This window comes from Paenibacillus sp. M2, from assembly GCF_046713495.1.
In the GTDB taxonomy this organism is placed as follows: Bacteria; Bacillota; Bacilli; order Paenibacillales; family Paenibacillaceae; genus Paenibacillus; species Paenibacillus amylolyticus_B.
Genome location: NZ_CP169648.1, coordinates 2,016,160 through 2,029,181, shown reverse-complemented (window position 1 = coordinate 2,029,181; position 13,022 = coordinate 2,016,160). Strand labels below are relative to the sequence as shown.

General features: G+C 44.9%; 12 protein-coding genes. 3 read left to right on the top strand and 9 right to left on the bottom strand.

Annotated features, from left to right (window positions below; all coding sequences use genetic code 11):
• Nucleotides 1-46: 46 nt before the first annotated feature.
• On the bottom strand, nt 47-703 hold the full coding sequence (locus ACETMN_RS09370) for a response regulator (RefSeq protein ID WP_411736049.1): 657 nt from the start codon (nt 701-703) through the stop codon (nt 47-49).
• 439 nt (nt 704-1,142) lie between these two features.
• Between ACETMN_RS09370 and ACETMN_RS09365 the strand changes: the two genes are divergently transcribed.
• Both ACETMN_RS09365 and ACETMN_RS09360 read left to right on the top strand, forming a co-directional pair.
• On the top strand, nt 1,143-1,553 hold the full coding sequence (locus ACETMN_RS09365; RefSeq protein ID WP_091014659.1) for a uroporphyrinogen-III C-methyltransferase: 411 nt from the start codon (nt 1,143-1,145) through the stop codon (nt 1,551-1,553).
• Complete coding sequence (locus tag ACETMN_RS09360; RefSeq protein ID WP_411736048.1) at nt 1,550-2,614, top strand: phosphodiester glycosidase family protein; 1,065 nt, start codon at nt 1,550-1,552, stop codon at nt 2,612-2,614. The genes ACETMN_RS09365 and ACETMN_RS09360 overlap by 4 nt, the downstream gene beginning before the upstream one ends.
• Nucleotides 2,615-2,916: 302 nt before the next feature.
• Here the strand turns inward: ACETMN_RS09360 and ACETMN_RS09355 are convergent, their stop codons facing one another.
• From ACETMN_RS09355 to ACETMN_RS09330, 6 genes are all read right to left on the bottom strand, one after another.
• On the bottom strand, nt 2,917-3,933 hold the full coding sequence (locus ACETMN_RS09355) for a LacI family DNA-binding transcriptional regulator (protein ID WP_411736047.1): 1,017 nt from the start codon (nt 3,931-3,933) through the stop codon (nt 2,917-2,919).
• 77 nt (nt 3,934-4,010) lie between these two features.
• Complete coding sequence (gene bglX, locus ACETMN_RS09350) at nt 4,011-6,179, bottom strand: beta-glucosidase BglX (RefSeq protein WP_411736046.1); 2,169 nt, start codon at nt 6,177-6,179, stop codon at nt 4,011-4,013.
• 98 nt (nt 6,180-6,277) lie between these two features.
• Nucleotides 6,278-7,873, bottom strand: a complete 1,596-nt coding sequence (locus ACETMN_RS09345) for an ABC transporter substrate-binding protein (protein ID WP_091014670.1) — start codon at nt 7,871-7,873, stop codon at nt 6,278-6,280.
• Between the two features lie 53 nt (nt 7,874-7,926).
• Nucleotides 7,927-8,829 carry a carbohydrate ABC transporter permease gene (locus tag ACETMN_RS09340; protein WP_036610027.1) on the bottom strand — a complete coding sequence of 301 codons (903 nt, stop codon included), beginning with the start codon at nt 8,827-8,829 and terminating at the stop codon, nt 7,927-7,929.
• Nucleotides 8,830-8,847: 18 nt separating this feature from the next.
• Nucleotides 8,848-9,807: an ABC transporter permease gene (locus ACETMN_RS09335; protein WP_017689585.1), complete on the bottom strand. Its 960-nt coding sequence runs from the start codon at nt 9,805-9,807 to the stop codon at nt 8,848-8,850.
• Nucleotides 9,808-9,818: 11 nt separating this feature from the next.
• Nucleotides 9,819-10,583: an alpha/beta hydrolase gene (locus ACETMN_RS09330; RefSeq protein ID WP_091014675.1), complete on the bottom strand. Its 765-nt coding sequence runs from the start codon at nt 10,581-10,583 to the stop codon at nt 9,819-9,821.
• A gap of 473 nt (nt 10,584-11,056) precedes the next feature.
• Between ACETMN_RS09330 and ACETMN_RS09325 the strand changes: the two genes are divergently transcribed.
• Complete coding sequence (locus tag ACETMN_RS09325; protein WP_411736045.1) at nt 11,057-11,974, top strand: serine hydrolase domain-containing protein; 918 nt, start codon at nt 11,057-11,059, stop codon at nt 11,972-11,974.
• 100 nt (nt 11,975-12,074) lie between these two features.
• On the opposite strand, the gene ACETMN_RS09320 is transcribed toward ACETMN_RS09325, so the two are convergent.
• Together ACETMN_RS09320 and trmL are read right to left on the bottom strand one after the other, a co-directional pair.
• Nucleotides 12,075-12,329: an AbrB/MazE/SpoVT family DNA-binding domain-containing protein gene (locus tag ACETMN_RS09320; RefSeq protein WP_036610032.1), complete on the bottom strand. Its 255-nt coding sequence runs from the start codon at nt 12,327-12,329 to the stop codon at nt 12,075-12,077.
• 167 nt (nt 12,330-12,496) lie between these two features.
• The gene (trmL, locus tag ACETMN_RS09315; RefSeq protein WP_017689589.1) at nt 12,497-12,964 is read right to left on the bottom strand and encodes a tRNA (uridine(34)/cytosine(34)/5-carboxymethylaminomethyluridine(34)-2'-O)-methyltransferase TrmL; all 468 of its coding nucleotides are present in this window, start codon (nt 12,962-12,964) and stop codon (nt 12,497-12,499) included.
• Nucleotides 12,965-13,022: the final 58 nt, after the last annotated feature.

Sequence of the window (13,022 nt, the reverse complement as noted above, 5' to 3'; positions counted from 1 at the left end):
ATGCATACCGAACTGTTGTGATCATGGGAAGAACAAACCTGTTTCGTCAGGATCCCGTCTTCACTTGTCTTGCGTGCAAGGCATAACGTTCAATGGCCTGCGCTCTACTGCTTACTTCCAGCTTCACGTATATTTTACGCAGGTAATTATCAATGGAACGTCTGCTAACGTTGATCTCATTCGCTATTTTATCATAGGTTACACCCTGAACAATTCTTTCCATGATAAAAGTTTCGGTTTCTGTTAATTCAATGACACGTGATTCTGTCGGAGATTCCACAGGTTGCGCCCACTCCGCACTGTTTAACCACGCCAATGGAATGGACACATGGCCCTCACGTAACCCAGAGATCAGATGAATCAGCTGGCTAGGGGAAGCCTGTTTGGATAACATGCCGCTTGCACCAAGACTCATCAGATGACGAAACAGCTTCACATTGTCTTCATCCGTCAGAATGATGATGTGACTATGAGGTGACAGATTCTTCATCTGGGCAATATATTGATCTGCCTGTCCCTCTGGAAGACGATAATCCATCAGAATCAGATCAGGCTGGTGAATTTTCACCAGATCGAGCCCTTCTGTTCCGGTCGAAGTCATGCCACGTACCGTCAGATCTTGCTGCTCTTCCAAAATCAATTTTGTACCGAGCATGCTGGTGGGGTGGATATCTATGATGACCACCTGCCATACTTTTTTCATTGTTGTTCCCCCTGTTATGTATTGGACAAATAACTTTTAAATTCTGCCATGATGATTTCATCGTCTATGCGACAATCCGAGTATAGAAGAAGCATAGGTCGGATTATGTCGAAAAACAGAAAAATACAGGAGGCAGCCGATAAAAAAGCTCTATTTTCACTGTATTTTGTTATAAAAACACCATAACGTCCATCTTCCCATCCCCGGAAAGGTCAAAATATAGTATAAACTTCCTGCATTTCTATCTAAAAAAGTCGAAAAACCTGCCCAAAGTTCCTACTTATTGCATCTATAAGAAATTGTATCCTAGGACTTCCTTCCGATGCAATCTCTTTTTACTCTATTAAGTAAAGAATTTCATTTTTGCGTAATCAATAGGGGCATGATAGAATGAGGACTGGAAATTTTTTTGTACCTATTAATGACCAGGAGTGATGATATGAAACCATCTGCCCCGTCCTCTGACATCCATCACACCCGGAGCGCCAAAGGCAAGGCTGGATCTTCAATCAAGCTGTTTCTGGTAATGTGGATTGTTCTCATTGCACTAGGAGTCGTTGGAACCTACTATTATAGTAACCATCTCCAGCAACAGATGATTAATCAGCTTCAAGCCCATAATCAGCAGCAGATCGCAGCGCTAAAAACCGACTACGAAAATCAGCTAACAACGATATCAAAGGAAGTAGAAAACCTGCAGGGACAGGTTCAATCCTTTAATGAATTGCTGACTTTCACCAAGGATAATGCAAGTGACAAAACGGATAACAGCAACAAACTGTATACCCAGCTGAGCGAAGTCAAAAAACAACTGGAGACACTCCAGAAAAAGATGGACCTGCTCAAATGATTACACCCGTCAAACAGGTTAATCGTTTTTTTATGCTTGCACTCGCTCCTTTTGTTGGATTGATAATATGCCTGCTGCTGCTTCGTCCTCCACTTGAACCCGGAGGTTTGACGCCGACCGAACTGTCAGAGGATACGATTACACCCTGGACCCAAGCAATTAGCCAAGAGCTTGCGGGGGCAAAAGATGCTGCTGTCCAGACTTCTTCTTCTATTAAAAGAACGACACAGCTCTATAATAAAACAACAAGTACAATGTCTACACTTGTGCAGAAGGCTTCTGCCCAGGCGGATCGTCCGGAAACGATTTACAACAAACGGATTTCATCCAAGCTTGGCGTTCCATTTGAACGGGTAGACAGTGACCGGCTAACGATTGAAATGTACAGAGTGAATCCTGGCAGCTATAAGGGCTATGCCATGAAGATCAAGCTAAAAGACCCTACAGCCATGCAGATGGCTCTAGACAGTGAACCTGGGCGTTCTGAGACGACCATGCAGGCTGTGAAGCGTAACGGTGCAATTGCCGGAATTAACGCAGGTGGATTTGCTGACAGTGGCGGCAAACGTTATCCACTTAGCACAACCATCATGGACGGGAAGTACGTGAACGGTTTCCAGGCCAGTTTCAAAGATCTGTTTTTTGTAGGACTTAACGATACCGGCAAACTGGTCGGAGGCAAGTTCTTCGACAAAAACTCACTGGATCGCCTGCAACCGCAATTTGGGGCTACGTTTGTTCCGGTGCTGCTAAAGAATGGGCGTAAAACCACAATTCCTGCCAAATGGAAAGTATCACCCAAACGAGCACCACGTACAGTCATTGGCAATTATAAGGATGATCAGTTATTGATTATTGTAGTTGACGGATATAATGAGGGCGGAAGTTCCGGTGCTACCCTTGAAGAGCTGCAAGGGCGGTTGTACAAGCTTGGGGTGATCGACGCCTATAATCTGGATGGCGGTGGATCATCCTCGCTTATTCTGAATAATCGGGTTGTGAATAACCCTTCAGATGGCAACCTCAGACCGGTGCCCACACACTTTTTATTTTACAAATAATAGGGTGAAGCATTTCTTTTCTACCTATAATGGTTATAATAGAAGAAAATGAGCTTGTGCAGGAGGTGCGAAGGGCATGTCATTTTCACTGACATTCTGGATTATTGCAATCGTATTGACTCTCTTCATTACAGGCATTCTCACTTCATCCTACAACAATGACAAAACAAAAGGCTTGTAAAGGCCAAGCCTCTCTCCGGAGAGGCTTTTTCTTTCTATTGCTTCATCCTCGAAATAGCAAGAGACAAGGCTTAAAAGAATGATTCGATTCTTCTAAGCCTTGTCTCTTGCTGTATTCGGGATCAATAGCTAACCGCCCGGTCATTCCGCATGGATATAACCGAATCAGACGGAATAGGCCCACTCACCGACCCACCCTCAACTAATGTCACATAAATTCGTTCATGATCGACGGGTTCTCCAGCAATAATTTTGATCAATTGTTCAGCAGCGAGCGATCCCCACTTGCGCTTGGAATAATCAATACTTGCCAATCTCGGCTGGACGTATCTGCTCAATTCAATATTGTCAAATCCGATGACATCAATCTCCTGACCAATACCAAGTGCACTGTCTGCCAGACGATCACACAAGCCAATAGCCATCTCATCATTGAGGCAGAATACCGCTGCGGGTCCATCATACACCTGTACAATCTGTTCTGCGGCTTGTTCTCCACCACTCTTCTCAAAATCTCCCGTGATCTCAATCCATTCCACATCGGCTTCACGTTCCGCAACCTGTCTCACAGCCTTTAACCGCTGCACAGAGTCAAACGAACCTTCCGGCCCTGTCACCACATAGATTTTCTTATGTCCCTGTTCAATAAGATGTTCCATCGCAAGTGTCGCCCCGGCTTTGTTATCCAGCAGAACCTGATTAATGTTGGGATGATCCATCTCACGGTCCAATACAACGATTTTGTGCCCACGATCGGCGTACTGCATCAGTTCCTCACTTGCAAACGTATGATCCAGAATGATCGCACCATCAATCATCCTCTCTGGAAGCATGCGATGGGATTGTTTACCACTGCACACGATCAGGTCATAACCTTGAGCATTACATACGGATTTCATGCCACTCAGCAAGTCCCCATACACATCTCCTCTAAAATCGGTCAAGAATACACCTAGAATTTTGGATTCCCTCTTCTTCAGTGTTCTTGCTGCGGCATTTGGAACATAGTTCAGTTCTTTGGCAATGGCCAAAATTTTGGAACTCGTCTCATCGGTCACTTTGTTGCTGCCATTCAGCGCATATGACACAGTAGAGATGGAAACTCCCGCCTGTTTGGCGATATCCTTGATACTGACCACATTCTTCGCTCCCCTGTTATGTTCATCAGGCCTTCCATAACAAAAGGCCTGACACATTACTCTTTCCATTCATCGGATTAAACAAGTCTGAATGATTTCTTCTGAGTATCCCGACTGTTTGCACCCACGAGAATATGGAACTCGCCTCGATCACTGCGGTAGCTTAAGTCAGAATGGTGATAACGAAGCTGTTCTTCATTTAACGTAAACGTAGCTGTACCACTCTCGCCTGGCGCCAGTGCAAGTTTCACATATCCTTTCAGTTCACGCATAGGACGAACGACTTCACCCGTTACATCACGAACGTACAACTGAACGGTCTCCACGCCTGCGCGCTCACCCGTGTTCGTTACACGTACTTGAATGCTCAGGGACTCTTCGGCAGTCATCTCGTTACTTGACACTTCAAGATCACCATAAGAGAACGAAGTGTATGAGAGACCATAACCGAACGGAAGCAAAGGTTCATTCGGGCTGTCAATGTATTTGGAGACATAACGTTCTTCCGTCTTTTCCGGGTTCAGCGGACGACCTGTATTGAAATGGTTGTAATAGACCGGAATCTGACCTACGGACTGCGGGAAAGACATCGTCAGACGTGCAGATGGATTCACTACACCTGTCAGAACATCTGCGATTGCTGCTCCGCCTTCACTACCTGGGAACCAGGCTTCAAGAACGGCGTCCGATTCATCGATTACACCATGCAGATCCAATGGACGGCCGTTGAAAATAACGCTGGCAATCGGTTTTCCGGCTGCTTTGAGCTGTTTAACCAATTCCAATTGGGCTGCTGGCAGACGAATATCCGTGCGTGATCCACCTTCTCCACTCATCTCGGAGTCTTCACCTAGGGCAAGGACAATCAGATCTGCTTTGCTTGCCACTTCCAGGGCTTCGGCAATCTGCTCAGCTGTAATCGTATGAACATTACTGCCTTGAGCGAATTGAACTTTTCCACCCGTCGTCAGGCGTTCTTGCAGAGCTGTTCCCAACTTAACTGCATCTTCCTTAACTCCTTCACAGGACCACCAGCCCAGAATATCAGGACTCTGTGCAAAAGGACCAATAAGGGCTACATTAGCGTCAGGTTGAAGTGGAAGCACGCTGTCATCATTCTTCAACAGAACAGCTGATTTTGTTGCCAGTTCGTACGATACCTGACGGTGCTCTTTGGAGAATACAATCTCACGTTCACGTTCAGGATCAGCTGCACGAAGTGGGTTATCAAACAATCCCAGCTTTTCTTTCAGTTGCAGAATTCGCAGAACGGCTTCATCAATGAGTTTCTCATCCACTTCACCACTCTTAATCAGTTCAGGCAAATGATGCACATAACAAGGTGTCATCATCTCCATATCTACTCCTGCGCGAATGGCACGATATGCCGCTTCACGATCATCTTCCGCAGCACCATGCGCAATCATTTCGCGAATGGAAGCCCAGTCCGAGATCAATACACCATCAAAGCCCCACTCGTCACGCAAAATGCCATGCATTAACTTCTCATTGCCACTTGCCGGAATACCGTCAACCGTATTGAACGAAGTCATGACCATCTCCACACCCGCATCCAACGCTGCTTTGTACGCTGGCAAATAGTACTCACGCAAGTTACGCTCAGACATGTCCACCGTATTGTAATCCCGACCACCCTCAGCCGCTCCATAAGCCGCAAAGTGTTTAACACAGGCTGCAAGACGATCTGGCTCATCCTTCAAGCTGTCGCCCTGATATCCACGTACAAACGCAGCCGCAAACAAGCTGTTCAGATAAGGGTCTTCTCCTGTTGTTTCCATCACACGACCCCAGCGCGGGTCACGAACCAGATCCACCATCGGTGCAAAGGTAACATGCAAACCGGATACAGCTGATTCACGTGCTGCAATTTCAGCACTTTTCTCAGCCAGTTCTGTGTCCCATGAACAACCGATCGCCAATGGAATCGGGAAAATGGTTTTGAATCCATGAACTACGTCAGCCATGAACAAAAGCGGAATGCCCAAACGGCTTTTTTTCATATAAGCTTGCTGTACATCAATGATGGCCTGCGCACCCGACAATCCCAGAATGGACCCACTGGCATCCACGGACTGCTCCGTAATTCCCATCTCTTCCATCGGCCCTGTGATCTGACCTTCAACATTTGTTCCTTCATAGAAGTTGGCAGTTAACTGAAGAAGCTGAGCTGTTTTTTCCTCCAACGTCATCTGTTTTACCAGGTCTAACAACTGCTCGTTATTCATCTGATCATATCCTCCACTACAAGTTGTTGAAATAAAGAACCCGGCTGCGTTCGGGGAGAGACCGCGCACCGGGTTCAAAATTAATTACTGAATGATTACTAGAATTTATCGTTTAGCTCATCCAGATAAGGTTGAACCAGGGACATTTTACTGTTTACCCATTCTTTCCAGTTTGCCTCTAGATCTCCGTTTTTGAGGATCAAGTTGGCATATTCATTCTGGTAGTCGAATGAAGCCTGACTCTTAGCTTTGGAATCGTACAGGTTGACATCCCAATCGTATGGTGCAAGCGATTTGCCTTCTGTACCAAGTTTTGCTTTTTCTTCGAACAATTTAACGGCTCTATCACGGTAATCTTTTTTGATTGCAGGGTTTACAACACTGAAGTCGTCACCGAGCAGATACAGACCTTCGAAACGTGCTGGATATTTATCTTCCAATACCGTTCCTTCTGGCAACAAGCTAACGAGTTCGTTGTTTTCATCATATTTCCAATCTTTTCCTTCAAAGCCCATGTTGATGAGCAACTGTCCTTCTTTTGTTGCGGAGTAATCGATCAGATCCATGATCCGTTCGAATTTCTCGTCACTAATTTCTGGATTGAAGATCAATGCCGACCAGAAGTTGGCTTGCTCCATGTTACGGTATTTACCGTCATCGCCTACTACGATTGCTGTGTGTACCAGTTCATCACTATCTACACCCAGATTTTTTTTCATATCGGAATCCAGACCTTGTCTGTACGAAGCCAGTCCGCCCAGACTTGTTACAGCAGCTGTACCTGTTACTTTGAAGTTGTTTTGACCTTCATTGTTTTTCCATGTGTAGAACTCAGGATTGAGCAGTCCATCTTTATAGGCTTTTTGCATCAATTTAAGTCCTGTCAGCGTTTCAGGATCTGCTGGTCCCCAGTGAAACTTACCATCTTCACCTTTGTAGAACGGAGAGTCAGTCATGGCATGCACACTGTTTGGCATAATCATGTTTGTCATGGCATCTGCCGCATTGTAGGACAGAGGTACAAGTTTGTTACCCACTTTGCCTGGATCTTTTTCTTTCACTAGCGCAGCATATTCGTTCAATTCGGTTGTTGTATAAGCATCTTTCAGTTCAAAACCAACTGCTTCAGCCCAGTCTTTACGAAGCGCAATGACACCAATTTGGTTCGTGAGTGGGTCAGCCGGTTTGTTCTCGAAATAGATTGGTCTAGGCAGGACATATGTTCCACCTGTCAATTCTTCCAACTTGTCTCCAAGACCCGTCAAATTGTAAGCTGCTGCCACGTTAGGCCAGCGTTCTTTCCAGTCATCCGGGAATTTGTAGAACAAACCTTGTTCAATGCTGTTAATGGCATCGCCATGTACGTAGTTCCATACCGCTACATCCGGCAAGTCGCCAGAGTTGATCCACAGACGAAGCTTCTCGCCCCATGAATCCCAATCGATATAGTTGTAGTCCCATGTTAAATTAAATTTGTCTGTCCAGAACTTGTGGAAGTCATTATCCAGGTTCCCGTTTTTGATTTCTGTCAGGTTAGCTACAGAGATGGTCAGGTTGTCTTTGTAATTTCCCTCTGCATCTTTTTCGTTACCACCTGAAGCTCCTTGACTGGAACAAGCGGTCACCATCAGCATAACTACACTAAGCGTGATGGCAAAGAGAGCTCTTACTGACAACTTTTTCTTCGTTTTCATGTTTTACCCCCATGTTTTTGTGTTGAATTTTGATACAAAATCCTATACGTATATCAGGTTTTGATTGCCCCTGTTAATACCCCTTTGGCAAAGTGTTTTTGCAGCATTGGGAAGAAACACATAATTGGTACCATGGTGACAAATACGGCCGCCATCTTCATGCCCATTGAGAAGTTGCTTGCCTGGGCAGCATCCACACTGGATGCATTGGATGCATTCGTCGTAGATGTCACGATAATATTTCGGAGTACATTCTGGAGCGGTAACTGATCCGCTTTTCGAAGGAATATCATCGCATCATACCAACTGTTCCAGTAAGCCACACCGTAGAACAACGTGATTGTAGCCATAATTGGTGTAGCAAGCGGAAGAACAACGGAGAACAAAATTCTCCACTCTCCTGCTCCATCCAGTCTCGCCGATTCCATCAGCGATTCAGGCAAGGTGTAGAAGTAGTTCATCATCAGAATCATGTTAAACGCACTGAAGCTTCCCGCCAGGATAACGGACCACAGCGTACCTGTAAGATGAAGTGATTTCATGATCAGGTACAGCGGTACGATACCACCATTAAAGATCATGGTGAACAATACCAGGAAAAAGAGAAACTTCTTAAACGGAAATTTGTTGCGACTAAGGCCATATGCCATGCTTGTTGTCAGGAACAAGCTGAGTGGCAAGCCGATGACTAGCAATATAATTGTATTTTTGTACCCCGTCAGAATCGTTCCGTCAGCGAACAATGCCTTGTAGGAATCCAATGTCCATTCTTTAGGGAACATCAAAAATGGATTGTCAGCATATTCTTTTTGTGTCGCAAATGAAATCATGATGACATTCCAGAACGGAATCAGGATCATCAGGGCAAGCACTAATAATACGGCGAAAATAATGTAATCGAGAAGTGTCATTTTTTCTGTACCAATTCTCGGTTTTTTGTTAGCTTTCTTGCTCATCTCATTTTTCCTCCTCTCTTATCGGAACAAACCGTCTCCGCCAAGCCACTTGGCAAATCTGTCAGCAAGAAGCAGCAAGGCCATATTCACCAGGGAACGGAACAAGCTGACCGCTGTCGAGAATGAGAAATCGGTAGATGACTGGAACGTAATCCGATAGATATATACATCGAGTACTTCCGATACATTTTTGGTAGCCGCATTTGCCAAGTTGAAGATCTGGTCAAACCCGGAAGACATCAATCCACCAACCGAGAGAATAAACATGATTGTGATGGTTGGAAGGATGTTCGGTAAAGTTATTTTGAACATCTGTTGCATACGGGAAGCCCCGTCAATCTGTGCTGATTCATACTGATCCTGATCAATACCGGAAATGGCAGCCAGGAATATAATCGCGCCCCATCCACTTGATTTCCAAATATCAGTTAACAGCAACATTGGTACAAAGTTGGATTCAGACCCCAGGAAGTTAATCGTTGGCAATCCGAGTAATCCGAGCGCGCTGTTTACCAGTCCGTCATATGCCAGCACATTGATGACTACCCCGGATACGATGATCCAGGACAGGAAGTGCGGGAATGTAAGAACGGTTTGGAACAATTTTTTCCCTCTGCGCATCCGCAATTCATTCAGCAACAGCGCCAGAATGATCGGGAACGGGAACTGAATAATCAGTTTCAGAATATTGATGTACAGCGTACGCCATACTGCATCGATAAAGGTTGGATCACGGAAAACATATTTGAAGTTCTCGAATCCGCTCCATGGACTTCCCCAGATGCCCAGGTTGGCCTTGTAATCTTTGAATGCCAGAGACAGGCCACCCATCGGCATGTAGGCAAACAGAATTAGCCAGACAAGCCCCGGAATAAGCAGGGTGTATGTCATTCGGTGCTTCCAGATTTCAGTCCAGAGCGAATTGCCCTTCACGTTTCCCTTCAGCTTTTTGCTAGGTCCTTCGGCTGCAGGTTTCACATTGCATCTCCTCACTCTACTATGGTCTTGTCGTTGTACAGAAAATCAAACATTGTTCTCAGGTGGTGCTCCCAAAATTTCCATTCATGAGCCCCCGGCGTCTCCACATACCGAAAATCAAAGGCAGTCCCTTGCATGTATCTCGCATAGTCGCGATTCATCTCTACGAAGGGGTCACTATCGCCACAGCAACTGAGGATATCCGGTAAAGGAACACCCTGTTCAAGCAGCTTGGCCGACAGTGCGTAAATATCCTGATCGGCTTTTACCTGTAAACATTCTCCAAAAACCGCTTTCATTTCCTTGATCATGGTCGCTGGCATATGGGGATCATGGAGTCGTGTCTGGATATCCGTTACGCCGGATAGGGACACTACTTTGCGATATCGCTCTGGATAAGTTAGTCCACATTTCAGTGCACCATATCCACCCATGGATAAACCGGCGACGTATGTTTTCTCCGGATCAGGATTCAGATTGAGCAGACGCTTGCATATTTCAGGTAACTCCTGAGTGATGTAGTGGAAGTAATTCAGGCCGTATTCCATATCGGTGTAATAGCTTCGATTCGCTTCCGGCATAATGATAGTACAGCCATATTGCGCTGCATACATCTCAATTGTGGTTAACCGCTGCCAGGTACTCGCATTATCGCCTGCCCCGTGCAATAGATATAGTGTACCGCCTGAAGTCTCTCCGGAGTCACTGGACACAACATGTATGCTGGTATTCATGCATAAGGTTGGCGATCCAGTTTCGATCGTTATATGTGCCATAAATGTAACCCCTCTCATCATCGCCTGCTGTCTTTACTCATTCGTTTCTCTGGCGTTGGATTGCAGGCTGTTGTAGATTCCCTTGTATTACGATGGGTTATCGAAACGATTTTCTCGAATCGTTTCAAAACATAGCCAACGTTGATTCACATGGACTTCATTACAACACTTTTAATGTGGAAGCGATTTCTTCGAATCGTTTCGAATAAATCATAAGCCCGATGAGTAAATCCTGTCAATAACCTTTTTACAAATTTCGCGTTTTTTTCTCGAAAAAATGCTCTTTTAAGTCTAAATTTGCGTCCAAAGACACTATTATTACGAAAATATGAAAATTTAGTAAGTGCTATTACAACTTTAATTGACACCAAACCAGGTTTATACTAACATGGGTTCTGATTTTGCATTCAAATTACGGAAACGTTTCACCAACCGATTTTACTCAGGTTTCACCTGATATTAGGGAGGTTAATATGTCTGAGCAACTCAAAGGTTTCATTCATTCGATTACGGTGCAACAATTGAACGTTTTTTCCATTCGTATATTACAAAAAGGGCATCTGCTTGCCCATTGGGACCGGGATAAGGATCAGCGCAGGGTACAACATTCCATCAGTAAATCCTTCACGTCTATGGCCGTTGGTCTTGCGCTTGAAGAAGGTCTGATACATCTGGATGCGACACTTGGTGATTATTTCTCTTATCATCATGTACCCTCTGCACAACGCAATCTCCCATCGCCGCAGGAATTGAAACTACGTGATCTTCTCCGAATGTCTTCGGGTCATGACTCTCCCCCTCTTTGGGCTGATGAGCGAGCTTCATTGACCGAAAAGGACTGGGCGAAATATTATATGTCTCTGCCTCTGGACCGGGTACCTGGAGAACAATTTACCTATAGCAGTGGGGATACATTTATGATCTCAGCCATGCTACAGGCTGCTACCGGCCAAACCGTGAAAGATTACCTGACTCCACGGTTATTTGATCCACTTGGCATCCATGATGTAGAGTGGGAAACCTCTCCACTCGGCGTAACACTTGGCTGTGCAGGTCTTTGGATAAGTAATGAGGAACTGAGTCGATTTGGACAGTTACTGCTGCAGGAGGGCTTTTGGGAGGGCAGACAGCTTGTTCCTGCGGATTGGATTCGACAGGCTACGTCCCAGCAGATCGAAACGACTGGAGACGGTGATTGGGGAAAAGGTTACGGGTATCAGTTCTGGATGTGTTCCCATGATGCTTACCGCGCCGATGGCGCCTATGGTCAGTTGTGTATCGTAATTCCCTCAAAGGAAGCTGTCATATGTATTAATAGTGAGGAAGAAAATATGCAAGGCATCCTGAATGCCGTCTGGAATGAGGTTTTACCCCTTTACACCCAGCGTTAGTCTACTTATTTTATCTTTTTTCAATTTGCAATTATGCCATCCAATTGATAATAAAACAAAAAAAACGCCACGGGGTCAATGGACCCCATGACGTTATTTCTTATCCGTGTTGTGGAAGCTGAGTCATTTCATCTAAACATTGTGCGCATATGTAACGCTCTTTGAACTCGTTGACTTCCTCGATGGATCCGCAGAAAATACATTTTGGACGATATCTCTCCAAGATAATATGGTCCCCTTGTACTAAGATTTCTACAGGATCTCCCTCATTCATTTGATACCTTTTACGCAAAGATTTAGGCAATACGATCCTACCTAATTGGTCAACTTTGCGAACTACTCCAGCTGGCTTCATAGCTACGGCACACCTCTCCTATCTTACTCTAAATTTCTAGGTACATTTGTACTATGTTTATAGATTCGCCAAGATTTTGTCGAATCCTGCTGGAAATAAACATTTTTTGTCCTTTTTTTTGAAAAATGTTTTTTTACCGAATTCTAGCCGTCATTTATAACCTCAATTTATCCTTCTAACCCCGGGAAATTGAGCTGGCGCAACGCTTCATATACAATAATTGCTGCCGAATTGGACAGATTTAATGATCTAACGTCACCAGTCATTGGCATTTTCATGCATGTATCGGGATTCGCAGCAATTAATTCAGGTGGCAGGCCTTTAGTCTCTTTACCAAACACGAGGAAATCTCCATCCTGAAAATTAAAATCACTGTATCGGTTCTTGGCCTTCGTAGTTGCGTAGAAGAAACGACCTTCCGGATATTTTTCCTGAACCTCAGCAAATGAGTCGTGGTATTCAATATGAACAGCATGCCAGTAGTCCAGCCCTGCACGTTTCAATGTAGCATCATCTGTTCGAAATCCAAGTGGACGTACGAGATGCAGATGGGTACCGGTTGCCGCACAAGTACGCGAAATATTGCCTGTGTTCGCCGGAATCTCTGGTTCAACCAGAACGATGTGTAAAGCCATATGTGTTCAATCTCCTTTTCATTTCATGTTGACGACAACCCTCTAATCTTAAAGAAAA